General features: G+C 59.2%; 19 protein-coding genes. 10 read left to right on the top strand and 9 right to left on the bottom strand.

Annotated elements, in window-relative coordinates:
• The first annotated feature begins 71 nt into the window (after window positions 1–71).
• Window positions 72–827, top strand: a complete 756-nt coding sequence (locus tag U1A53_RS09615; RefSeq protein WP_322280448.1) for a c-type cytochrome — start codon at window positions 72–74, stop codon at window positions 825–827.
• Here U1A53_RS09615 and U1A53_RS09610 read toward each other — a convergent pair whose 3' ends face one another.
• Together U1A53_RS09610 and U1A53_RS09605 are read right to left on the bottom strand one after the other, a co-directional pair.
• A complete protein-coding gene (locus U1A53_RS09610; RefSeq protein ID WP_322280447.1) occupies window positions 828–2,135 on the bottom strand; it encodes a DUF1501 domain-containing protein in 1,308 nt (435 codons plus the stop codon). It lies immediately after the preceding gene.
• A 1-nt stretch (window position 2,136) separates the two neighbouring features.
• Window positions 2,137–3,798, bottom strand: coding sequence for a DUF1553 domain-containing protein (locus tag U1A53_RS09605; RefSeq protein WP_322280446.1), 1,662 nt, complete (start codon window positions 3,796–3,798; stop codon window positions 2,137–2,139).
• A gap of 105 nt (window positions 3,799–3,903) precedes the next feature.
• On the opposite strand from U1A53_RS09605, the gene U1A53_RS09600 reads away from it, so the two are divergent.
• Window positions 3,904–5,070: a DUF4013 domain-containing protein gene (locus U1A53_RS09600; protein ID WP_322280445.1), complete on the top strand. Its 1,167-nt coding sequence runs from the start codon at window positions 3,904–3,906 to the stop codon at window positions 5,068–5,070.
• A gap of 78 nt (window positions 5,071–5,148) precedes the next feature.
• Window positions 5,149–5,916: a sulfite exporter TauE/SafE family protein gene (locus U1A53_RS09595; protein ID WP_322280444.1), complete on the top strand. Its 768-nt coding sequence runs from the start codon at window positions 5,149–5,151 to the stop codon at window positions 5,914–5,916.
• A gap of 1 nt (window position 5,917) precedes the next feature.
• Here U1A53_RS09595 and U1A53_RS09590 read toward each other — a convergent pair whose 3' ends face one another.
• Window positions 5,918–6,676, bottom strand: a complete 759-nt coding sequence (locus tag U1A53_RS09590) for a hypothetical protein (RefSeq protein ID WP_322280443.1) — start codon at window positions 6,674–6,676, stop codon at window positions 5,918–5,920.
• 88 nt (window positions 6,677–6,764) lie between these two features.
• Here U1A53_RS09590 and U1A53_RS09585 point away from each other — a divergent pair, with 88 nt between their 5' ends.
• Window positions 6,765–9,710 carry a PVC-type heme-binding CxxCH protein gene (locus U1A53_RS09585; RefSeq protein ID WP_322280442.1) on the top strand — a complete coding sequence of 982 codons (2,946 nt, stop codon included), beginning with the start codon at window positions 6,765–6,767 and terminating at the stop codon, window positions 9,708–9,710.
• A gap of 12 nt (window positions 9,711–9,722) precedes the next feature.
• Here U1A53_RS09585 and U1A53_RS09580 read toward each other — a convergent pair whose 3' ends face one another.
• Entirely contained in the window at window positions 9,723–11,462 is a 1,740-nt protein-coding gene (locus tag U1A53_RS09580) for a S8 family serine peptidase (protein WP_322280441.1), read from the bottom strand.
• A 567-nt stretch (window positions 11,463–12,029) separates the two neighbouring features.
• On the opposite strand from U1A53_RS09580, the gene galE reads away from it, so the two are divergent.
• Together galE and U1A53_RS09570 are read left to right on the top strand one after the other, a co-directional pair.
• Complete coding sequence (galE, locus tag U1A53_RS09575) at window positions 12,030–13,034, top strand: UDP-glucose 4-epimerase GalE (protein WP_322280440.1); 1,005 nt, start codon at window positions 12,030–12,032, stop codon at window positions 13,032–13,034.
• 186 nt (window positions 13,035–13,220) lie between these two features.
• Window positions 13,221–13,547, top strand: coding sequence for a hypothetical protein (locus U1A53_RS09570; protein ID WP_322280439.1), 327 nt, complete (start codon window positions 13,221–13,223; stop codon window positions 13,545–13,547).
• 2 nt (window positions 13,548–13,549) lie between these two features.
• On the opposite strand, the gene recN is transcribed toward U1A53_RS09570, so the two are convergent.
• Window positions 13,550–15,211, bottom strand: coding sequence for a DNA repair protein RecN (recN, locus tag U1A53_RS09565; RefSeq protein ID WP_322280438.1), 1,662 nt, complete (start codon window positions 15,209–15,211; stop codon window positions 13,550–13,552).
• Window positions 15,212–15,255: 44 nt separating this feature from the next.
• Window positions 15,256–16,113, bottom strand: coding sequence for an AraC family transcriptional regulator (locus U1A53_RS09560; protein WP_322280437.1), 858 nt, complete (start codon window positions 16,111–16,113; stop codon window positions 15,256–15,258).
• Window positions 16,114–16,215: 102 nt separating this feature from the next.
• On the opposite strand from U1A53_RS09560, the gene U1A53_RS09555 reads away from it, so the two are divergent.
• From U1A53_RS09555 to U1A53_RS09545, 3 genes are read left to right on the top strand one after another with little or no spacing between them, the layout of a single operon-like run.
• Window positions 16,216–17,121 carry a dihydrodipicolinate synthase family protein gene (locus U1A53_RS09555; protein ID WP_322280436.1) on the top strand — a complete coding sequence of 302 codons (906 nt, stop codon included), beginning with the start codon at window positions 16,216–16,218 and terminating at the stop codon, window positions 17,119–17,121.
• A gap of 9 nt (window positions 17,122–17,130) precedes the next feature.
• Window positions 17,131–18,183 (top strand): sialidase family protein, encoded by a 1,053-nt coding sequence (locus U1A53_RS09550; RefSeq protein ID WP_322280435.1) that lies wholly within the window; start codon window positions 17,131–17,133, stop codon window positions 18,181–18,183.
• Window positions 18,184–18,196: 13 nt separating this feature from the next.
• Complete coding sequence (locus U1A53_RS09545; RefSeq protein ID WP_322280434.1) at window positions 18,197–19,390, top strand: exo-alpha-sialidase; 1,194 nt, start codon at window positions 18,197–18,199, stop codon at window positions 19,388–19,390.
• 54 nt (window positions 19,391–19,444) lie between these two features.
• Here the strand turns inward: U1A53_RS09545 and U1A53_RS09540 are convergent, their stop codons facing one another.
• The 3 genes from U1A53_RS09540 to U1A53_RS09530 all read right to left on the bottom strand — a co-directional run bounded on the left by U1A53_RS09540 (window position 19,445) and on the right by U1A53_RS09530 (window position 23,254).
• Complete coding sequence (locus tag U1A53_RS09540; RefSeq protein ID WP_322280433.1) at window positions 19,445–20,524, bottom strand: SGNH/GDSL hydrolase family protein; 1,080 nt, start codon at window positions 20,522–20,524, stop codon at window positions 19,445–19,447.
• Window positions 20,525–20,665: 141 nt separating this feature from the next.
• Window positions 20,666–21,907 carry a hypothetical protein gene (locus U1A53_RS09535; RefSeq protein WP_322280432.1) on the bottom strand — a complete coding sequence of 414 codons (1,242 nt, stop codon included), beginning with the start codon at window positions 21,905–21,907 and terminating at the stop codon, window positions 20,666–20,668.
• Between the two features lie 282 nt (window positions 21,908–22,189).
• Window positions 22,190–23,254 carry a hypothetical protein gene (locus U1A53_RS09530; RefSeq protein ID WP_322280431.1) on the bottom strand — a complete coding sequence of 355 codons (1,065 nt, stop codon included), beginning with the start codon at window positions 23,252–23,254 and terminating at the stop codon, window positions 22,190–22,192.
• A gap of 39 nt (window positions 23,255–23,293) precedes the next feature.
• On the opposite strand from U1A53_RS09530, the gene U1A53_RS09525 reads away from it, so the two are divergent.
• The gene (locus U1A53_RS09525) at window positions 23,294–24,565 is read left to right on the top strand and encodes a hypothetical protein (protein WP_322280430.1); all 1,272 of its coding nucleotides are present in this window, start codon (window positions 23,294–23,296) and stop codon (window positions 24,563–24,565) included.
• Window positions 24,566–24,574: the final 9 nt, after the last annotated feature.

The raw sequence follows: 24,574 nt of genomic DNA, 5'->3' as shown, positions 1-24,574 counted from the left end.
AAAGATGGCCCCGCAGCAAGTTCCAGGCAGCATTGTTGTAACCCGCGTGCAACTTACGGCGTTTCACAGCCATGAAAATCAACTGCTGCCATCTCATGCTCGTGCTTCTCAGCATCAGTGGGGCGGTTTTACAAGCCGCCGACCCCGTCGTCCCGGTGGTGACACCCACGACCGCCACGGATGGCAAAACGATCTTTCAAACCGTCTGTGCGCAATGCCACGGAGTCTCGGGCGAAGGCAAGGAAGAGCTCAAATCGCCCTCCATCGCCGGCATGCCCTCGTGGTATGTGCACACACAGTTCACGAACTTCCGCGAAGGCCGCCGCGGCCACGACGCCGCCGATCCGCAGTCCTTCATGATGGCCACCATCGCGAAGGTGCTGCAGCCGGAGCAGATCAAGGCGGTGGTGTCCCATGTTGAAAAGATGCCGCTCGTCGTCCCCACCGGCAAAGCCCGCGACGTGGCCGATGCCAACTTGGCTGAAGGCATGCGGCTGTTCCAAGAACGCTGCATGGAGTGCCACCGCTACAACGCCAGCGGCGAGATGGCCTTCGGCAGTCCGCCGCTGCTCGGCCGCCAGGGCTGGTATCTGGCCGACCAGCTCAAGAAGTTCAAAACAGGCAAACGCGGCACTCACAAAAACGACGTGAACGGGGCCAAGATGGTGCAGATCACCAATTTCTTCATCGAGGATGAACAGATGCTCCGCGATGTGGTGGCCTACATCATGACGCTCAATCCTGATCCAAACGCCTCCAAGGAGCAGCAGGACAAGCAGATCCTCGAAGGCAGCCCTTTTGAAGCGAAGAAAACAGCGCAACGCTGATCAAGCCTTCAGTTCCTCCACCACATCGCCCTTGCTCAGCGCCATCGGACGGCCGATCGGAGTCATGACTTCCCTGCTGTAGTCGATTCCCAGCAAGTCCTGCACTGTGGCGTGCAGATCTTCGACGAAGACCGGCTTTTCCGGCTCCTTCTTCACACCTTCGGGATCTGTGGAACCAATGACACGACCACCGGCGAAGCCGCCGCCCGCCACGAGCATGCTGAAGCCATGCGGCCAGTGGTCACGGCCACCGACGTTGTTGATCTTCGGCGTGCGGCCAAATTCACCGCCGCAGACGACGATCGTGCTCTCCAGCAGGCCGAGGCGTTTCAAATCACGAATCAACGAGGCGTAAGCAGCGTCGAGGATCTTCACTTGCGTGGCCTGACCTTCAAAATTGTTCGCGTGCGTGTCCCAGCCGTTGAGCGTGACTTCCACACAGCGCACACCGGCTTGAATCAGACGCACCGCCGCGAGACAGCCGCGACCGAAGGGTGTGTCGCCATACGCGTTGAGTTCCTTGGCCGGAACATCGCTGACATTGAAGGCATTCAACTGATCCGAAGTCATCATGCTGCGCGCCCGCTGCATCGAAACCTGGTGCAGTGTCTTGGTTTGATCAATGTCCGGCGCACGCCCCTGCGCGAAGGCACGCTCGACGACGCTGAGGCTCTCCAGCCGACGATCCATGCGTTTGTCTTCCACGCGGGCCTTCACATCCGGCACGGGATACTTGGGATCGTACATCTGGAAGGCATCAAACTGTGCGCCGAAGAAGCCGCCGCGCGCCGGCCATTGATTCGGCAAAATGGAGACATGCGTGGGAATCTCGATCTTCGCCGCCGGCAGTTCGTGGCAGACGATGGCGCCGATGCTGGGATGAATGAGCGTGGGATCGGGCCGGTAGCCGGTCTTGATGTTGTAAAACGCCCGCTCGTGATCACCCTCCTTGCTCACCATGGAACGAATGAGCGACACGTCCTGCATCACACTGGCGGTTTGTTCGAGGCCGGAGACAAAATCCACGCCCTTGATCGCCGTCGGGATCGTTTTGACGCCACCGCCGATCTTCGTGGCAGGATGCGGATCAAAGGTGTCAAGCTGGCTGGCTGCTCCACCGAGCCAGAGCAAGATCACCGAGCGCGCAGGCTTGCCGCTTGGAGCTTTTTCAGCCTCCATGGCCAGCAGATCGCCCAAGGGCGTGAGCCAGGAGAGGCCGGTGATGCCCACAGCGCCTTTCAGCAAGGCGCGACGGTTGATGTGATCGTGGCTGTTGCAGCCGCAATGGGGATCGTGAGACGAGTTCATATCAATGATTCCAGGAAAACTCGGTGGCGTTCATGAGTGTCCAGTAGAGATCGGACATCGCATTGCTGCGCGAGTTGTTGCTTTTGACGGTGGCGAGAAGGCCGGTGAAGTGATCCGCCTCCTCCACAGTGGGTCGGCGCGTGAAGATGGAGAGATAAGCCGCTTCCACAGCCGTGGCATTGTCAGGTGCCAGCATGCCGATGCGGGTGCTGGCATTGATCAGCGGATTGCTGTTGGTGTTGTTGCTGATCATGTTGCCATTCATGAGCAGCAGCCGCTGCGGAATCGTGCCGCCAGCATCTTCGAAGTTGTCCTCGCCGGAATCGCCGTAGCGTTTCACAAAATTCGCCACATCGAGATCACGCTTGATGCGAAACAGCACATGCGTCTCCGCGTCAATCGTGCTCAGTGAAGATGCCTGGATGACACTGCCCGCCATCTGCTCCGGCCGCAAACGCGTCACAGGAAACGCCGCCCAGGCCTTTTCCGCCTCTTCCGTCACCGGATGCGATGGATCAGCCGAGCGACTCGACTGCTGAAACACCCGCGTGGCAGCGATGACCCGGATCAAGCGCTGCAAATCGAAGTCATGTGCGATCAAATCATCCGCCAGCGTCTCCATGCCCGCCGGGAACGGCCCTTCGAGCGGGATGTCATCCACCGGTGTGATCAATGGCCGGTTGAATAGCAGCGCCCACATGCGGTTCACGAGAGTGCGTGCGAAGGCCTTGTTCTCCTTCGCCGTCACCCACCGGGCCAGCCGGTCGCGCGGACCGCCCTTCTGCGGCAGCAACTCCGGCTTCCACGGCACCATCGCCGGCACAACCTCCTCCTCCGTCTGGCCGAGGTAGCGGAATTTGTACTCTTGCTTCGGGTCGTCGCGCATTCCGGTCAGCTCAAAGTCCGTCTGGCCGAAATACGCGGCCAGTTTGTGGAAATCCGTCTGCTTCCAGGTGCTGCCGAGCTTGCCGTCATGGCACTGCACGCAGTCCATCTGCACGCCGAGGAAGGCGCGACTCACACGAGCAGCCAGCTTGGTCTCGTCGGGGCCTTTGTTGTTCATCTGGTTCGTCACCGTGATGAAGTTCACTTCCGGACTCGTCGTCCACACGCCCTTCGAGTCGATCAAAGCACGGGCGATTTGATCGTAGGGCCGGTTTTTTTGCAGCGCCTCGCTCAGCCACTCTACCAGCCGACGACGACGATAAATCAAAAACGGCCCATTTTCGATGCCTACATAGACGCGCACCAGCCGCTCGGCGAGATAGTCGCTCGCACGACGATCCGCAAACATCTGCGTGAGCCACCACTGCGTGATGTCCATGCCCTTCACCGACTCCAGCGTCCGAATTTCCTGCAACGACGGAATGCTGCCCGTCAGCGCCAGCGACAGGCGACGCACAAGCGTGAGATCATCTGCCTTCGAGGTCGGTTGGAACTGCTTTGGCACCCAAGACTTCTCAAAGTCAGCGTTCACCTTCTGCGCCGCCTGCAAAACGTCCTCCAGCTTCGCCTTCGGCAAACCCACATCACTCGAAACCTTCCCCACCGGCGGCCGCAGCAGTTCCACCACGCCCCACACTGCTCCCGCCACCAGTCCGGCCAGAATCACGGCATTGCGCAGCCGGAGCAGCCAGCTTGAGGAAGGAGGGGCGGAGTTCATGACGATGCGCTTCGTTCGAGCCTGTCTTTAACACGCGCCAACAGCATCGGTTTCCGCGCAAACTTTGCAACAATCCACTCATGGGCGACTTTCATAGCGCATCTCATGTCCGAACCTCCCCCGTTGCCGCCGCCCCTGCCTGTTGAGGCAGTCTCAGCGCCATCACCCGAGGTAAAGCAGGGATTCTTCCAGCGCGTCGCCTCCGCGCTGGACTGGCTGTTCGGCCTCGTGGCACTGATCGCCCTGCTGGCGGCTTGCTCGGTCATTCCGGTGCTCAATTTCCTGAGTCTCGGCTATCTGCTGCATGTGAGCGGCACCATCGCCCGCACGGGCCGCATCCGCGATGGTTTCATCGGCGTGCGCAAGGCTGCGGTCATCGGCAGCATCGTCGCGGGCATCTGGATCGTCGTATGGCCAGCCCGACTCGTCTCCGGCTTTTGGAAAGACGCTGAAATCATCGCGCCAGGCAGTTCCACTTCTCAAGCGTGGCATGTGGGACTCGTTCTCGTCATTGTCATCACGCTGGCGCACATCGCCTGGGCGTGCATTCGCGGCGGCAAGCTGCGCCACTTCCTCTGGCCGCAGCCGCTGCGTTTCCTGCGCTGGCTCAAAGCGCCGGAGAAGTTCCGCAATCTCCATCACATGATCACCAGCTACATGATCGGCCTGCGGCTGCCTTTTTACTTCTGGCTTGGCCTGCGCGGTTTTGTGGGAGCACTGGCGTGGCTGATCGTGCCTGTCGGCATTCTGCTGGCCGCCACCCGTCTGCCGGTGGGTGGATCCATCCTGCTCTCGCTGTTCGGCGGACTGCTCCTGCTGCTCGTGGCGATTCATCTGCCTTTCTTGCAGGCACACTTCGCACAAACCGACCGCTTCGGCGCCATGTTCGAGTTGCGTGAGGTGCGCCGCCTGTTTCTCCGCGCACCGCTCGCGTTCTGGCTCGCGCTGCTCATCACGCTGCTGTTCGCCATCCCGTTGTATTTGCTCAAGATCGAACTCACGCCCCGCGAGCTCGCCTGGCTGCCGAGCCTGCTCTTTGTGATCTTCATCTTCCCAGCCCGCATCCTCACCGGCTGGGCCATGAGCCGGGCGAAACGCTACGAACAGCCGCGCCACTGGTTCCCGCGCTGGCTCGCACGCCTCGGCATCGTGCCCATCGGCCTCGCTTATGTGCTTGTGGTGTATCTAACGCCCTATTTGTCCTGGAACGGTGCCCTCAGCCTGCTGGAGCAGCACGCCTTCCTCGTCCCTGCGCCTCTGATGGCGTTGTGAGCGGCGAACGCGGAGTAAAGGATTGATGGAGTAGCGGATTGATGTCAGAGGAGCCTTCCATCACTCCACCCACCCCGAATGCCCTGGCTCACCGAACACACCCTTCTGCCCGCCGATACCTGGATGCTCGTGTTGGCGACGCTGGGAGCCATGTGCATCGGGATGTCGAAGGCCGGGTTGTCGGGCACCTCGACACTAAATGTCGTTTTGATGGCGAAGATCTTCGGTGCGAAGGAATCGGTGGGCGTGATCCTGCCCATGCTCATCGCGGCGGACTTCATGGGCTACTTCCTGAATCGCAAGGGCGGCACCTGGCGGCGCATCCTGCCGATCCTGCCTCCGGCCATCGTGGGCGTGGTCGTCGGCTGGGTGCTGCTTGGCAAATTCGACAACGCCATGGCCCGCATCGTCATCGGCTGGATCATCATCGCGCTCCTCATCTTCAACTGGGTGCTCAACAAGCGGCGGCAGGACTTCATCGCTCTCACCGAGCACCAAGGCTTCACTTGGACGATGGGGTTTCTCGCCGGCGTCGTGACCATGCTCGCGAATGCCGCTGGTCCTGTGATGACCGTTTACCTCCTCGCCCAGCACTTGGAGAAAAAAGAGCATCTCGGCGTCTTCAGCCGCTACTTCCTCTTTGTGAACCTCTTCAAAGTGCCCTTCAGCACCGACCTGGGCATCATCAACTCAAAGTCGCTCATGACCAACCTCACGCTGATGCCCGGCGTGGTGCTTGGCGTGTTTCTGGGCTGGTGGATTCTCAAACGCCTGCCACAGCAGCTCTTTGAGAATGTTCTCTTCTGGCTCACCGCGTTTGCCGCCGTGTGGTTGATTCGTGGTTAGTTCACTCTTGGATTACCTCAGCCATCTTGGGTCGCTTGTAAACTTCCACGCCAAATTCAGTCCAGCGGTAGTGGTAACAGCAGGGCGCAGTGACCTCGCACACGATAATCCCTAAATCGAGCAGCTTGTTTATTGCCAAGTGCTTCCATAAAGGCGCGTCACGATTTACGCCAAAGGGTTCAAATTGCTTGTTGATACCAAACTCGAACATCACTGCTTTGCAGTTCGCGTCCAATCGTTCACTGACCTTTTCGATCTGGAGGGCCATCATTCGATGGCGGTGACAAAGTGCCTCGCTGATCTGATAAGCGAACAACTTCTCGGCAGATTTCAAATCGTCTGCTGAATATGAGTGTATCAATATATTGGCTATATCAAAGTTGATGCGTTCGTTGTCATTTCTAACGACGATAAGATCAGTTTCTGGTCTGATGGCATGTGCTAGGCCCAACTCATACATTACATTCCCATTGCGCTGATTGACCCAAGCTCCTCTTTTTGCCACAGAAACATCAACAAAAATAAGTCTGGCGTGTGCGATTCCATCCAAGATGGATTGAACAACATTTCCCGAAAGGACGGTCGTATCGACCCGATTCGCCAATAGTTTTATCCCACCTTGATGCAGATCCTTCTCTATGGCCGGTTTGATCGCCTGCTCCCATATCGTCTGAAATTCGTCATGAAACGGCATTGCCACGAACACCTCGTTGCGAATATGAGGCCCCCAATACGTATCAAAAAAACTTCGTGGATACATGAGACTTCATACTTCTTGCTCATCACTTCGCAAAAGGAGAATCTTGATCGCACCAACTCTCAAACAAAGTATGCTGAACGTCATTTGCATGAAGTCTCCAATCGCTTTTCTTGCCTCTATTTCTCTCGCCTGCGCCGCCGATTTCCCCGCGCTCTACAACAGCGAGCCGGGCAATCCTTCGCCCATGTCACCGCAGGAGGCTTTGAAAGCGCTCAAACTGCCGGAGGGCTTCAAGGCCACGCTCTTCGCCGCCGAGCCGGATGTGCAAAATCCCATCGGCATGGCCTGGGATGCGCGCGGGCGCATGTGGGTGGCGGAAAACTACACCTACGCCGAGCGGGCGAAGCGTTTCGACCTCGGCTTGAAGGACCGCGTCATCATTCTCGAAGACAAGGATTGGGATGGAGTCGCCGAGACGCGCAAAGTCTTCACCGAGGACGTGCAGATGCTCACCAGCGTCGAAGTCGGTCGCGGTGGTGTTTGGCTGATGTGTCCGCCACGGGTGCTCTTCATTCCCGATGCGAATGGCGACGACATCCCCGATGGTGAACCCGAAGTCGTGCTCGATGGCTTCACCGTCGCCAAGGACAACTACCACAACTTCGCCAACGGTCTGCGCTTTGGCCCCGACGGCTGGCTCTACGGCCGCTGCGGCCACTCCTGCCCCGGCAAGCTCGGCATTCCCGGCACACCGGACGAGCAACGCATTCCGATGAAAGGCGGCATCTGGCGCTTCCATCCCGAAAAGAAAATCGTCGAAGTGCTCACACACGGCACCACCAACCCCTGGGGCCACGACTGGGACCAAAACGGCGAGATGTTCTTCATCAACACCGTCACTGGCCACCTCTGGCACCTCATCCACGGTGCGCATCTTATGGATTCGAACACGCTGAATCCGCTCGTGTATGAAAAGCTCGACACCATCGCCGACCACTACCACTACGACCGCAGCGGAAGCTGGACCGAAAGCCGCGATGGCAAGGCGAACAGCCTCGGCGGCGGCCACGCGCACATCGGCATGATGATTTATCAGGGAGATCAATGGCCCGCAAAGTATCGCAACAAGCTCTTCACGCTGAACATGCACGGCCGCCGTGCCAATGTGGAGCGTCTGGAGCGCAACGGCAGCGGCTACGTCGGCAAACACGAGCCCGATGTCTTCCTCAGCGACGACCCCTGGTTCCGCGGCATCGAAATCAGCACCGGCCCCGACGGCAGCGGCTTCATCCTCGACTGGAGCGACACCGGCGAGTGCCACGACTCCACCGGCATCCACCGCACCAGCGGTCGCATCTTCCGCGTGAGCTATGGGGAACCGAAGAAGCCAACATTCGACTACTGGGCAGGACCTCTTCACGAGAACTTGGATCGCTTGCTGCATGACCCGAATGTGTGGTTCGAACGTATGATCCGGCTCGGCATGATCGGCTCGGGGACGGAGCCTTCCTGGGTTTCCACGAAGCTTCGAGCTTTTCTCAGAAGTGATGACAGCTCTACGTCTGCGAAGCTTCGTGCCTTGTGGATGCTGCACTCGATGGGTGAACTAAGCCCAAGTCAATTTCTCGAAGACAAGGATGAGCACCTGCGTGTCTGGGCTATTCGCTTCTTAACTGAATCTTGGCCTCTCGATAGAATTACAGGTCCCACTAGCAATGCGTTCTATCCAGACAACGCAGAGGCGCTGGTTGCCTTCATCAAAATGGCCAAGGACGACAAATCCGCCTTCGTGCGCCTTCAGCTCGCCAGTGTGCTTCAGCGGCTTCCCGTCATCAAACGGCCTCTTCTCGCCAAAGCGCTGCTTTCGCACACTGAAGACGCGAACGACCCGTTTTTATCCCACATGGTCTGGTTCGGCATCTCGCCGCTTGCGAAGTATGAGTCCGTCGGACTCGTCGCTCTGGCGAAGGATTGCCAATGGCCCAAAGTGACGCGTTGGATCGCCCGCAGCCTCGCCACGCAGCCGGAGATGCTGAACATGCTTCTCGTCATCAACAGATCCGACGAAGTCCTCGAAGGCATGTCCGAAGCCTTCAAAGGCCTGCGCAAGGCTCCGAAGCCCGCGAACTGGGATCAGGTAATTGCCACCTCGAAATCACCGCTCATCCGCGATCTCAGCATCCTTTTCGGCGACGGCCGTGCGCTCGATGACGTGAAAAAAATCGCCCTCGATGACAAAGCGGACATCCAAGCTCGCGAATCCGCCCTCAAGACACTCATCGAAGCCCGCCCGGACGATCTGCGCTCGATTTGCACCCAGCTTCTCGACGTTCGCACACTCAACACCACCGCCGCACGCGGCCTGGCGCAGTTCGACGATCCGGAGATCGGCAAACAGCTCGCCAAAAGCTACCGCAAATTCGCCACCAGCATCATGGACACGCTCGTCTCACGTCCCGCCTTCGCCCAAGCCATGCTCGCCGAGATGACCGTCGGAAAAATCCCGCGCAGCGACCTGACCGCCTTCCACGCCCGCCAGATTCGCTCCTTCAATGACGAGTCGCTCACGAAACAGCTCACCGAAGCCTGGGGCGAGCTGCGTGAATCAGCCGCCGATAAAAAACAGCTCATCGAGAAAGTGAAGGCACAGCTCACGCCCGACTCGCTCGCCAAAGCGAACCTGAGCCAGGGCCGCATGCTCTTCACCGCCGTCTGCGGTGCCTGCCACGTCATGTATGGCCAGGGCGGCAAGATCGGCCCCGATTTGACCGGCTCAGGCCGCTCAAACATCGACTACCTGCTCGAAAACATCGCCGATCCCAGCGGCGTGGTCAGCGCCGACTTCCGCATGAGCCTCCTCACGCACAAAGATGGCCGCATCCTCAGCGGCGTCATCGCCGAATCGAACGACCGCACACTCACCTTGCGCACCGTGACCGAAACCTTGACCCTTGACCGCGCCGACATCACCAAACAAGAAACGTCCCCCATGTCGATGATGCCCGAAGGCCTGTTCCTCGCCCTTCAACCGGACATGGTGCGCGATCTCATCGCCTACCTCATGCATCCCGTGCAGGTGTCGATGCCCAAGTGATGGCTGTGGGCATCAGTTGGCCGTGACTTTGAGACGAAGAAACTTTTGAGCAGTGGCGGGCAACGTGACCTGAATGGTATCGCCCGTACGTGTGATGGTGACGCCATTCACTCCATGAACCAGATCCTGCCAGGAGTTCGTCAGCAGTGAGTCGGATTGCTGCACGACCCACATGGCAGCGGTGCGGGTGGCAGGCTGGTGAAAGTCGAGCGCCAGAACGGACGGTCCTCCGCCAGGAGCAGCCAGGCTGACGTGGGGATGGCGTGAGCGATCTGCGGCAGACTGTGTTTTTGGGTCGGTGCCCAGGACATATTCCAAAAGGGCCGGTGAGCCATCTTGATCGACGTCCGCAGCAAGATCCGGTGTGGGTGTGGCAAGGTGGTAGTGCCCCCAGCTTTCCAGTGTGGAGAAAGTGGGAGGATGAGCGGCTAAAAGCGCGGCGACAGCCGCCTCAAGTTCTGGCAGCGGCCCGATGGGCGTGGTGGCAGCGCCAGCACCGGTTTGCGGGCGGCCTGTGTTTACCAAGATGCTGCGCAACTCTCCCGGTGAGAGTCTAATGCCGAGAAGCTTGATGGCAACGGACTGCAGCAACGCCACGGCGGAAGCGACGACGGGCGTGGCGGAACTGGTGCCGCTGAATCCCGAGGTGTACTCTTGATTGGGGTCCGAGCCATAAGTGGCGTAGGCACCATAGCCCGTGGTGAAGACTCCACCGCCCCAGCCCTGCACATTCACGCGCGTGCCATAGGTGCTGAAGCTCAGCTTTGCCCGCGCGCTGCTGCCTCCGCCCACGATGATGGCCCCGCTGTCACCACGTGCGTTGTACGCACTGAAAAGAGCGCTGTCATCGAGGTTTTGGTTGCCGTTGCCAGCGGCGGCGACGGTGATGATGCCCGCGTCCGTGCCCACCCGGACAGCATTCCACACACTGATGTCGATCTCAGCCATGACATAGTCCGTGGTTCCAGTGGCGGGGCCATTTGCCTGCATTTCCAGCACCACGATGTCTCCGCTGGCGGAGGCGGCGATGGCCGCTGTGACACAGGCTGAGCGGCTCTGATGGCCGGTGGTGAGCGTGGAAAATTCAGGATAAAAACGAGTCACACATTCAGGCATGCTGCCGGTGGTGCCGTAGCTGTTCCAGCCTGAGGCTATGATGCCCACCACCGCAGTGCCATGATCATCGCCAAAGCCGGTGTACATTGAGACGAGGTTCGGCTGCATCTGCACCAGCCCGCTGAGGTCTTCGTGATCGGGGTTGTATTGATACTCGCAGTCAGTGACACGGAGGCTGCCATCACCACGGACGCCAAAGGTGTTCCAGACATAGTCCACATTGACGCCAGTGCTGGCACCCCGGTAAGTCTGGTTGCTCACGAGCAGTGGAGTGACGGGCGCAACGTCGGCGGCGGGCGGCGGCGGTGGTTGATCCTGAGATTCAAGCTCGGCGTACTCGATCTCTGGCAGGGCATGAAGCTCACGGGCCAGGGCGATGATTGCCGCACGTGAGTTTTCAGACGCAATGACCTCCACATCCGCCGCGAGGTCAGGCTGGGCGGCACCGCTGTTACGGGCGGCGCGCTCGGTGAGATCCGCCAGTTGCGCATCACTCACCGTTTGCACACGGCGGAAGCGCAGATCATGCGCGGTAACGAGCCGTTGGAGACCCTCGACCACCGTGGCGCTGGAGCTTTGGACGCTGAGACCACCGTCATCATTGGCGCGGCCCACGAGTTCATCGGCGATTTTCACTGTCAGGCGCAATTGCTGACCCTCCGGGATGCGCAGAGCTTCTTTTGGTGGAATGCGACGGGGTTTGAGTGACTGGCGAAATGCCTGCTCGGCAGGAGGAACGGCGGGCTTCTCACGCAGAACGATCCGCGAGAAGACCTGCCTGGCAGCCCGGGCCACCTCAGTGCTGCCAGGGGCCGTAGAAGCCCCTCGGGCTGCGGGTGATTTCAGCGGCTGGGGCGCAGAAACGGTCCCGGCAGTAGGCCGCGGACTCCCGGATGAAACGGCGGGTTTGGCGGGCACACCCGTTCGCCGGTCCGCAGCCCAATACAAGGCAGCGGCGAACGGCAGAAGGAGCAGCCAGAGTAAAAGGCGACGGTTCACAACTCATGGAATATCATGCTGACGAAAAAGTGTCACCAGGAGTTTGTACTGCGGGTTCTGTCGAAAGACAGCGCTTTGCCTCGCCCAAAGCGCGTCAAAGAGGCGGGTTATTTTTTGGAATACTCACCCTGCCCAGGGAAACACGGAGATCATTTGAGGCAAAGTTTATTTGGCACCGCTGCCATCGCCTGCTGTATTTCCACAATGTCTCAAGGAACCCTTCTCATCACCGGCGGCGCCGGTTACATCGGCTCACACACCGTACGCCACCTGCTGGAGCAAAACGAACGCGTCGTCGTCCTCGACAACCTCGTCTTCGGACACCGCGAAGCATTGCCGTTGGACCGTGTCACCTTCATTGAGGGTGAACTTGCCGATGCCGCGCTCATGGAGCTCATCTTCGCCGAGCACAAGCCGGAGGCCGTCCTGCACTTCGCGGCGTTCGCCTATGTCGGCGAGTCCGTCACCGATCCGCTCAAATACTACCGCAACAACCTTGCCGCACCGCTCACACTGCTGGAGGCCATGCAGCGTCACGGCTGCAAACGTTTCATCTTTTCCTCCACCTGCGCCAGCTATGGCGACCCCGTTCGCATCCCCATCGACGAGTCACATCCGCAATCCCCGGTGAATCCCTACGGTGCCTCCAAGTGGATGCTGGAGCGCGTGCTGCGCGATTGCGGACATGCCTGGGGCCTCAAGTCCGTCTTCCTGCGTTACTTCAACGCCAGCGGCTGCCACCCAAGCGGCGAGATCGGCGAGGATCACGATCCCGAGACCCATCTCATCCCGCGTGTCCTGATGGCCGCCACAGGCGAGATCGAAAACATCACCGTTTTCGGCACCGACTACGCCACACCCGACGGCACCTGCATCCGTGACTACATCCACGTTTGCGACCTCGCCTCAGCCCATGCTTTAGCCTTGAATTACCTTCGTGGGGGCGGCGACACCATTGCCGTAAACCTCGGCACCGGCCGCGGCTTCAGCGTCAAAGAAATCATCGCCACGGCCGAGGCGGTCACCGGCAAAAAAATCCCTGTGAATTACGGTCCGCGGCGCGCGGGCGATCCTTCCGAGCTCATCGCCAATCCGTCGCGGGCGAAGGAAATCCTTCATTGGCAGGCAATTCATCTCGATCCGCGTGAGCATATCGAGAGCGCGTGGAAATGGATGAGCGGTGCTCGCGGCGGGCGATATGCAGATTGAACGCATATCATCTAAGGCTGTCATAGGTTAGCCCCGCCACTTTTCAGGTTTATGGAAGGATCTGCTTCATTGTTCATTTGCATCCTCGTCGTCGCTTCCGACGTAGCTGAACTGCTGCCCGGTCCTCACACGCCACCCTTTTCTTTTCGCTGAAATGAGTCGAAAATCTGTCAAGAAAACCAACCCATGAAAAACACATCTCATTCCTGCCCCGTCTGCGGCTATGACAAACTCGCAGAGCCGCCACGCAACCGCGCTGGCGGCGCCTCCATGGAAATCTGTGCCTGCTGCAGCTTCCAATTTGGTGTCACCGATGATGACAAAGGCATCAGCTACGACGATTACCGCCAGCAGTGGATTGACGACGGCATGAAGTGGACGAGCACCGGCAAAAAAGCCCCCAAAGGCTGGAACCCGCAGACACAGCTCGCTTCCTTCGCCCTGCGCGCCACGCTCAGCCGTGTGAAAGGCCGTCCGCCTCGCATGCTTCTCAGCACACCGCAGATGGCCTGAGTTCAGGCTGCGCTTTTGAGCAAACTCTTCGCATGCTCACGCGCGCTCGCGGCACTGCCGCCGAGCATGCGCGCCAGTTCCTCGATGCGCTCGTCCGCGCTCACTTCCTGAATCTGCGAGCGCGTCGTGTTCCCTGTGATTTCTTTCGTCACCACAAAGTGACTCCGCGCCAGCGATGCCACCTGCGGGAAGTGCGTGATGGCGATCACCTGATGCGTCGCGCCCAGCGCAGCCATCTTGCGGCCCACCGCCTCGGCGATGTTCCCGCCGACGTTGGCATCAATCTCATCAAACACGAGCAACGGCACCGCATCCTGTTTCGCCAAGGCACTTTTCACCGCCAGCAGCACGCGGGACATTTCTCCGCTTGATGCCGTCAGACGCAGCGGCTTCGCAGGCTCGCCTGGGTTCGGTGCGAAGAGGAAATCGACCTCTTCCAAGCCGTTGCGCTCTGGCGCTGGCAAAACACCGAGTTGCGCCTCGAACACGCTGCGTTTGAAGCCGAGATCGAGCAGATGTGAAGCCACCTCCCTGGCCAGTTTCGGCGCCGCGTCGGTCCGTTTCTTGGAGATTTGCTTCCCAAGCTTCTGCACATCCGCTTCGCGCTCCTTCACGAGTTTCTGAAGCTTCGCAATCTCCTCGCCGCGATTTTCCATCTTCGCGAGTTTGCGCTCTGTTTCGGCCAGGAATTCCAAAATTTCGCCAATCGTGCGGCCATACTTCCGTTTCAGCGTCTGGATCGTGTGGATGCGCGTTTCGAGTTTGTCCAGTTCGGCAGGATCAGTCTCCAAATCATCCGCATAGTCCTCCACGCTGCTCTCCAGCTCCGTCAGCTCGATCTGCGCCGATTTGAAGCCCTCAAACATCGCCACCGTGCCGGGATCGATCTTTTCCAGCTCATGGATGCTGCGGCTGATCTCGCGCAGACCGTCGATCACACTGCCTTCACCCTCACTAAGTCGGCCCGTGATGGCTCCGCACAATTCGGCAAGCCGTGCTCCGTTGGCGGCAATGCGATGGCGCGATTCGATCTCTTCTTCTTCGCCTGCCTTGAGGTTCGCCGCTGCGATTTCATTCGCCTGAAACTTCAGCATGTCGATCTGCTGGCTGCTGGCGCGTTCGGAGTTCTCCAGTTCATCCAGTTCCGTCACCGCCGCACGCCATTGACGCCAGGCGTCCTGATACTTGCCCAGCAGCTCCTCAATGCCGGTGAACTTGTCCAGCATCTCAAGCTGCCGCTCCCGCGAATTCAGCGACTGATGATCATGCGGACCATGCAGATCGACCAAAAACTCGCCGAGGCTCTTCAACACTTGAATCGTCACCGGCGAACAGTTCACAAACTGCTTGTTCGCCCCGCTGGCGCTGATCGTGCGTTTGATGAGCAGTTCGCCGTCCTGACATGGCTCCAATCCCGCTTCCTCCAACACCGCGTCAATCGTCCGCGTGTCCTTGAGGTGAAAACTCGCCTCCACCGTGCAGGCATCCTGCCCCGTGCGAATCAGCGTGCGATCCGCCCGCTCACCAAGAATGAGCTTCAGAGCACCCACGATGATCGATTTGCCCGCACCCGTCTCCCCCGTGACTCCGACCAGCCCCGCCGCCAGTTCCCACGTCACATCTTCGACGAGGGCCAGGTTGCGGATTTTGAGGAAGGAAAGCATGCGATGGGAAAAGGTGGCGGAGTATGGAAGATGACGCGTGCATTTCAACCCCGAGGCGATCTTCCGCTCCAGGCTTTGAACGCACGGGAGAAGTGCGCTGCCGATTTGTAGCCCAGTTCCGCCGCCACGCTCTTCACCAACGCGTCTGGCTGGCGCAGTTTGATCGCCGCTTGGGACAGCTTCAGCCGCGTGAGGCACGCCAGCGGCGTTTCGGTGTCGTAGCGTTGAAACAGGCGCGTAAAATACGCCGCCGAGACATGGCAGGCCTTCGCCGCCTGCTCGATGCTGCTCAAAACCGGATAATTCCGCAGCAAATGGCCGCGACAACGCAGATATGTCGCATACGCGGGGTCGATCTTCGTGGTTGCTGGCTGGCGACTGTCCGCGCAGAGCACCAGCGCATGCTCCAGCGCCGCACAGGCCGCCCGCAGGCCGAATCGGCCGCCACGCAGTGCATGATCGATCACTTCCTCCAGCAACGTGACCACGCGCGAGGCATCCGCCACGCGCAAAACGCTGCCGGGAGCGAGATCAAGATCGTTCATCATCTGCGTGGCCCGTTTACCCGTGAAGTTGAAAAAATACTTCACCATCGGCTCCTCCGCCGAGCTGCGGATGACGTGCGGCGTGCTGGAATCGAACACAAAGGCGTGCCCGGCTTCGATCTCATGCCTCTGATCTGCCAGTGTGACGCTGCCGTGACCGCGTGAGACAAACTCGAAGGCCAGAAAGGGAAACTTCTGCCGGTCCACGATGAAATCCGGCGCGCACCATTCACAGCCGCCGCCCACGAGACAGAGCGTCGCCCCATCACGCTGACGTTCTTCCCACTCCGGCAGGAAAAAGCGGCGTGTGCGCACGACTTGCGTCGAAAAGTAGTCGGCCTGGTCTGTGGCGGGCATGCACCGGAGCATGTCAGGGCAGTCAAGAATCGTCAAGCGTGCGCCAAAGATGGTCAGGAATGCGGCTTTTATCTTTCAGCCTTCATCTTTAATCTTTCCCGCATGTCCCAACCTCTCTCCGGCATCATCCCGCCCCTCATCACTCCTTTGCGTGATCGTGACACCCTTGATGCCGCCGGTTTGGAACGCTTGATCGAACATCTCATCAGCGGCGGCGTGTCCGGCCTGTTCATTCTCGGCACCACCGGAGAAGGGCCGAGCCTCAGCTATCGTCTGCGTCGTGAGCTGATCGAAAAGACCTGCCAGCTCACGAAAAACCGCGTGCCAGTGCTTGTAGGCATCACGGATACGTCGTTCACGGAAAGCGTGAACCTCGCCAAATACTCCGCCGACGCCGGAGCCACGCATGTGGTGCTCGCGCCGCCGTATTACTTCCCTGCCGCGCCGCCGGAGATGCTCGAGTATGTGCAGGATCTCGTCGCCGAGATGCCGCTGCCGCTGTTTCTCTACAACATGCCCGGTTTGACCAAGGTGAGCTTCGAGATCGATCTCGTGCGTCGTGCTTTGGACATGCCCGGAGTCTGCGGCGTCAAAGACAGCTCGTGCGACATGATCTACTTCCACCGCTTGATCGAAGTCGCCAAGCAACGCGCCGACTGGAGTGTGCTCGTCGGCCCTGAGGAGCTCACCGCCGAAGCCGTGCTGCTCGGCGGTCATGGCGGCATCAATGGCGGCGCCAATCTGCACCCAAAACTCTACGTGCAGATGTACCAAGCCGCCGCCGCGCAGGATTTGAAACGCACACGCGAACTCCACGCCCAAGTCATGCAACTTGCCGGCAGCATCTACACCGTCGGTCGTCACAAATCGGCCATCATCAAAGGCATCAAATGCGCCCTCAGCCTCCTCGGCATCTGCGAAGACCACATGGCCGAGCCGTTTCATCGCTTCCGAGATGCCGAGCGACAGATCATTCGTGAAAGACTCACCACGCTCGGCCTCTTGTAACTCCTCATCATGAAATCTCTCCTTTGTGTTCTCCTCCTCACTGCGGTGCAACTTCAGGCCGCTGATCCCGCCATTTTGAAAACCGAATACATCTACGACATCGGCCCATATCCGTCGATCCACGCGACAACGATCACCGAGACACCCACGGGCCTTGTTTCTGCGTGGTTCGGCGGCACGGCGGAAAAGAACCCGGACGTCTGCATCTGGGTCTCGCGGCTCGTCGATGGGAAATGGACCGAAGGCGTCGAAACGGCGAATGGTGTGCAGACTGATGGCACACGGCATCCGACTTGGAATCCCGTGCTGTTTCAGCCGCGTGAAGCGCCGTTGATGCTTTTCTACAAAGTCGGCCCATCGCCGAGCACCTGGTGGGGAGAGCTGAAAACCTCCTCGGATGGAGGCAAAACATGGTCAGCGGCCAGCAGGCTGCCGAAAGGCATCTTCGGCTCCATCAAGAACAAACCGGTGCAGTTGCCCAATGGCGACATCCTTTGCCCCACGAGCAACGAAACCGATGAAAAGCCCAGCAAGTGGGCCATCTACTTCGAGCGTAGCAGCGATCTGGGCAAAACCTGGCAGCGCACGGAGCTGTTACACGATGGCGTCACCGTCGGTGCCATTCAGCCGAGCATCCTCGACTTCGGTGGCGACAAGCTCATGGCGCTGGGCCGTTCCAAGCAGGGCAAAGTCTTCCAAATCACCTCCGAGGACGCCGGCAAGACCTGGGGCGAGATTTCGCTCACTGAGTTGCCGAATCCGAACTCCGGCACCGATGCTGTCACTCTCTCCGATGGCCGCCATCTGCTCATCTACAATCATACCGCGAGAGGCCGCAGCCCGCTGAACCTCGCCGTGAGCAAGGATGGAAAGACCTGGGAGGCCGCGCTGGTCTTTGAAGACGAGCCGAAGAAGGAATTCAGCTACCCCGCGATCATCCAGACCAAGGACGGCCTCGTCCACATCACTTACACCTGGCAGCGCAAGAAGGTGAAGCATGTCGTGCTCGATCCCGCCAGGCTGACCACCAAGCCCATCACAGACGGCCAGTGGCCGCAGTAACCCACTTCCCATCATGAAAACGCTCCTCCTCGCGTTTTTTGCGGCGTCTGCACTTGCCTCCCCTGATCCTGCATCACTGGTGATGCTCTCCGGCCCGTGGCTGCCGGAGAATCCGCATCAGCTCGACTTCGCTTCGCTTCCTCGCTTGCCGAGCGAGCATGTCGTGATCAACTACGTGACCGCCAAGGGCAATGATCCGACTAAACTCGACAAAAAGTCGGGCGGCGTGAACCAGCACAACTACCTCGCGCATCACGATGGCCAGTTCTGGGCGATGTGGAGCGATGGACCTGGTATCGAGGACCGCGTGGGACAACGCGTGAAGTATGCGACCAGCCCCGACGGCCTGAACTGGAACGAACCCCAGTTCCTCACGCCCGTGCCGCCGAACTCAGGACCGAATTCGCCTCACTACGGCACGCGCACGGACAAAGGCATGCGCTGGATCTCGCGCGGCTTCTGGAAGCGCGATGGCGAGTTGCTGGCGCTCGCCTCGCTCGATGAGGCCGCCGGCTTTTTCGGCAAAAGTCTGGAACTACGCGCTTTTCGCTATCACAAGGCCAGCGCGGACTGGGAAGACGCGGGCGTGGTCTTCAAAAACACCATCAACAACTTCCCACCGCTCAAACTGAGCACCGGAGACTGGATGATGTCGCGCCGCATGCACGACTACAAAACCAGCGGCGTGCATTTCCTCGTCGGCGGTGTGAAGTCGCTCAGCGACTGGCAGTCCTTCCCCGTGCTCGGCAGCGCATCGGAGTTGAAGGCCGAGGAACCCGATTGGTGGATTTTGCCGGGCAACACCCTCACTGCCGTCTTCCGTGACAATCGCCGCAGCGGGTTTCTTTATCGCGCCTTTTCCACTGACGACGGCCGCACCTGGAGCACACCGCAGAAGACGAACTTCCCCGACGCCACCTCCAAAATCAGCGGTCTGCGCCTCCGCGACGGCCGCTACGTCCTCATCTCGAATCCCAACCCGAAGAAGCGCGATCCGCTCACGCTCTCCATCAGTGATGACGGCCTCATCTTCACCAAAATGCTCTATCTCGTCGGCGGCCGTCACATCGACTACCCGCACGTCATTGAGCATGGTGACAGTTTGTTCATCGCCTTCGCTAGTGGCAAACAAACTGTCGAGATGCTGAAAGTGAAGCTCAGCGATGTGGATGCGATCAAGATGCCGGACAAACCGCTCGTGAAGTAGCGTCGATTGGCAATCGAAGACCTGATGTAAATTGATGGCTGCAAGTGCAGGCTCTCATTCTGGAGCCCCGGCGGCACCGACCGCCCAGATGCGCACCTTGGTGGTTCCTTGCGGGGCCTTGCTGCCTGCGAACTCGATGCGGACGCGGTGCTGGCCTGAGGGCAAATCCTCCGCGAGCGGTAAGCGGTTGGGACTGCTTTTCAAAAGCTGCGACTTGCCTCCGTCGATGGAGAAGGTGGTTAAGGGCTCGGCTTCCTTATCGATGTCGTATCCTACAAAGAGCAGCTTGCCGGAAAAACCAAACTCGATGGCTCCATCGGTCCTTGTGGGGCATTCCCATTTGTTGCCGTCTGAGGATCGGGTCCAGCCGCTGTTTTGAGTCGGTTTCAGGTCGGCGTATTGCGCATAGCGACAATGGGCGAAAAGCTCGGAGATCATGGGCGACGGAAGGTCCGCACGGATCGCTGTGGCGCTGGGGGCGGGCTTGGCATTCACGTCATTGAGCAGAGCAATCAAAAGCTCGGAGGCGAGGATATGCCCGGTGTCGTTCGGATGCACCACATCGGCATACATCACTTCCCACTTGGTGCGTCCGCTGTAGATCTCCGGCCACCAAGCATCGCGAAAGCTGACCATCGGCAGATCGTAATGACGGCCGAGCATCTGCTGCGTTGCCTGGGCGTTTTCTCCCTTTCGTTGCATGAAGAACAATTGCACGACGGCTGGCTGCTGAGGCTCGCGAAGAATCTGCCTCAGCACCCCCTCGTAACTGTCCCAGAACATCGGCACGGGGTGATTGTCGTTCACGGCATACTCCACAATGACGAGGTCAGGCTTCTTGCTCAGCACATCTCGTTGCACCCGCATGGCGCCGTAGAGCGAGTTGGTGCCACCGATGCCCGCATTGACAAATCGCACCTTGGCCTTGGGGAAGGACGTCGTGAACCAATCCGCAACACGGGCGATGTAGCGGTTCTTCGGGTCTTTCGTCTGCAAGCCGCCAGCGGTGATCGATCCACCGATAGCCGCGACGCAAATCTCTTCACCACGACGCGCCTTCGCCAAAACAGCGGCCAATCGGCTCCAATCTCCCTCGGAGACAATGCCACGCTCTTTGATGGATGGCGTGGTCACTGGTGACTCCGCGCGAACTTCTCTAGTCTGGAGAAGCGATATGGTCACAAGGATGGCGATGCAAAAAGACGTGATGTTCTTCATGGGTGATAAGCAGGAGATGCGTTCAAGGCTGATCGTGTCGTCGATGGTGGAGCGCAGTCACTTGCGGAGCTTCAAGAGCTGCCCCTCTTCGACGAGCATTGTTCCATCGACGCCATCCAGGGTGTAATCGACCTTCAATTGCTTTTCGATGCCATTCGCTGGGTCACCAAAGTTTTCAGCGGTGGCTTCAACAGTGAGCGAATCCTCGATCCAATCCGCCACCTTCTGCGTCACGTTGACCACAGTGTTGTTGGCCAGATCGCCGTAAACTGCCTTTTTGATCACCAGACGCGTATTGATCTCGCGTTTCACCGGTTTCAGCCCCAGGAAAGGGTTCCCGATCATGAGAATGCCTGAGACGATGTCACCCGGAGCGTGATCACCGGGATGGGCTTCGATTTCATGCGCTTGCTTGCAGGGCAGATAAGCCTTTCCGAGGTAGTCTCCGACGCGCAGGCGCTCGTAGATGAGATCATCGAACCCGACTCCACCGCTGCGGACCTGAGCGACGGCTGCCTGGCCAAGATGCTTGCCAAAAACCCAGCTCAGTCCGCAATTCGGCCCGTTGTCATCGTGTTCGGTCTTGTTCCAGTTCGCGGTGAAGCATCCATGGTTGATCGTGATGAGCGATCCGGTTTTAAAGTCGGCGATCTCATGCGCCATGAGATCCTCATCAGCCAAGGCGTGACCCGTTTCATCCGAGTGAACGCCCACGCATGTGAGCGAGTAACTGTGCTTCTTGAATGCCTCCAAGGCGGCTTGGTGCGTGCATGCCTTTCCCGTCAACAACGTCACATCCCCTGGCTCGGAAAAACGGGTGCCACCGCGCCGCTTAAACCAATCACCCGGCCCCGTCCAATCGGTCGTGCTGACGTCGGTGCTGAAGAAGAGGGTGCGGAGTTCCGGCACCGCCTTGCCGGTGTAGTAGTCGTGCGTTTTGGCAAAGAAACGGCGCAGGCCGGGAAGGTCGTCATCTCGCTCCTTCTCGCTCGCACGGATGTTGGCGACCCAAAGCTTGAGTTGAGGTTTGCCCTCGTAGGCGTCGTCCACGCCGTCCTTGTTCTTATCCACGAACCGCAGCTCAAAGTCTTCAAAATACACCGGATTCGGATTGGCATGCTCGTGCATGAAGAAACGATGCATCGGCATCGCACCGACGAGGATGACGCCCGAAATGGCCTTTTCGCGATGCAGGCTCTTGATGGCCTCACGGACCTCTTCGGGCGTTTTCCATTGGCCTTTGATGACCTGCAATTTCACCGGGAAGCGTGTTTCCACATCCAGAACGTATTGTTCCAAGTGCCCCTGAAGAGTTGCGCAAGTGCGCTCGTGGAGTAGCATCGCTACTTGGTCTTGCTCAGCACGCACTGACAGCGAGATCACGCAAAGGAGAAACAAGGACAGAATAGTCTGTCGTAGATTTTGAGATGCGTTTGTGGCTGTCATGAGCTTGAGGGCAAGCAGTGTCCATACATCACTCCTCTGTCGATGGTGAACTGTTTTTGGACATCAATCGGGAGAAGAGGGTGTCCGCCACAGCGCCTCCCACAGTTTGGATCCCGTGAAATCACTTTGCTCGCGCTACCTCCGCTCTGCCTTCAAATACGGCCGCAGCGCTTCAAAGCGGAAGTCGATCTCGGCGATCTCATCGGCTGTCAGATTCAGTTCGGAGAAGATCGGTTTGTCCGGAATGCTGCGATTCGGGCCGTATTGGCGGGAGATCATGTTTTTGAAGACACCGCGCTTCTTCCACAGGTGAAGCTGGAAGCCGCGCAGGTCGCCGCCGGGGAGATGCTGGCCGAGATTGAAGAGGAGCAGCAGCTTCGCGTAGATGTCGCGAACGGTGTCGGGGTCTTTGCTGCTTTGCATGAGATCCCAGATGCGGGTGAGCACGTCGGCATAGACAGCGCGTTCGGTGATGAGTCCTTCGGTGCCGAGGTGGGACTCGTAGAGCCAGCCATGGGCTCCACGGGCGCTAAAAACGCGGCGGATCGTGGGCTTAGCGGCGCACAGCTCCTTAGTGCGCGCGATGATGGGCGCGGCTTCTTCTTTGATGTAGCCGAAGTGGGGAAACTCCTTCGCCAACTCAATCATGAGCTTCACGGAAGGCACCGGGCCTTTGTAAGCCACACCACCGGTTGTTTGGAAGAGCACCGGCCTCTTCGCAATCTTCGCCAGCTCACGCCAATACTGCCGCAGGTCGTCTTCCGTGCGTCCCGAGTCCGGCGGACGCGAGATGATGGCGGTGGGCGCGAGCTTTTCAGCATGTCGGGCATACACGAGCATCTCTTCCGTGTCTTTGCCCTGCACACCAAGGCAAAGCGCTGATGTCTTGAATCCGCGTGAAGTCTCCGCCAGCACCTCCATGCCGCGCAGTTTTTCGTCCATGGTTAAGAGGTCCACACTATCGCCCGACTGCGGCCAGATCATGCCGGGACAGCCGCCCCAGTCCACGAAGCGGGCTTGATTCGCCAGCACCTCATAGTCCACCGCGCCAGATTCGGTGAACGGTGTCGAGAGGATCGGAAAGGGTCCGCGCACGCGTGGATCAGCCTCCGCTGCGTGCAGACGATTTCCGGCCCAGAGGCCCGAGACACCGGAGATGGCGACCTGGAGCAGTTTTCGACGTGTGGGGTGTTTCATCATGGCTATGCTTTCAACGCGGCTCGTCTGCCGTCTTCTCCCATGAAAAGCTTCCTCATCGCCAACCTGCTCCTGATCTCCGCCGCACTCACTCATGCGCAGGAAGTCGCTTCGAACATCGAGCGAGCCTGGGACATGGTCTGGACACGCTTTTATCTGCCGCAGGTGCAGACTTTTGGCGACTACCTCAGCAGCTATGACAAAGGCAAAGAACAAGCCCATTTGCCAACTGCGGAGGAGGTGAAGCGCCAGTATCCAAATCCCTGCGGCTACAGCACCGGCATGGAAGACGGCGCGATCCTTGGCGGTGCGATGCTCAGCGTGCTGTGTGACCGATTTGAGGTCACGAAGGATGAATCATTGCGCGAGAAAGCTGCGAACGTTTTCGCTGGACTCAAACGGTGCGTCACCGTGCATGGCGTGCGCGGCTATGTGGCCCGCAACGTCTGCCCTGAAGACGCGAAGAGCGTTTACATCAACTCGTCACGCGATCAGGTGACGCACTTCGTCCACGGCCTGTGGCAGTATTTTCACAGCCCGCTGGCGGATGAGACCACGAAGCCGCAAATCCGCGTCATCCTCGCCGATGTGGCCGAGCGGATGATCGAGACCGTCACGCCAGAGAACGATTACGACTTCCTTCGCGCCGATGGCACGCGCTGCCCGCTGGGCATCTGTCGCATGTGGAACGTGCAGCCGCATGAAGCGGCGCGACTGCCGATGATCTACGCCACCGCGTGGGACGTGACGCGCGAGGAGCGGTATCGCGAGCAATGGCGAAAGTATGCCGCCGATGCCATTGAGCAGTCCGCCAATCCCGGCGAGCAGAAGCCCGCCTACGCCTTGCTGCAAATGCAGTGCTCGTTGGAGGTGCTCCACGCATTGGAACCCGATGCGGCGCTCAAAGCCACGATTCACCAGCGCATGATCCACGTCCGCGATCTGGCCGCGAAGCGCTTCATCAGCGTCCTGGCCAAAATCGCGAAAAAGAGTCCCGAGGACATGCGAATGCTCGGCCCCGACTGGCGCAAGGTTCCCGAGTGGAAGAACCAAAAAGGCTACCCGAACCCGCAGTGGGGACCGTTTCGAGAAATCTGGCATCTGACGCGTGAAGCGGGCGAATCCGCGCTCATTTTGCTCATGGGCGATTCACCGACACTCACCGCCGAAGAGAAAACCTCGCTTCAAAATCTCCTCGGCAGCTTCGATTACACACACAACGCCAGTTGTGGTCTCGTTTACCACCTTGCGGCCTATTGGAAGGCACGGCGGCACCGTAGCTTCGATTGGCAATCGAAGCCGTCCGACCCATGATTCGATTGC

The organism is Prosthecobacter sp., from assembly GCF_034366625.1.
In the GTDB taxonomy this organism is placed as follows: Bacteria; Verrucomicrobiota; Verrucomicrobiia; order Verrucomicrobiales; family Verrucomicrobiaceae; genus Prosthecobacter.
The sequence above is the reverse complement of the archived record's forward strand: the minus strand, read 5'-3'. Positions and strand labels throughout refer to the sequence as shown.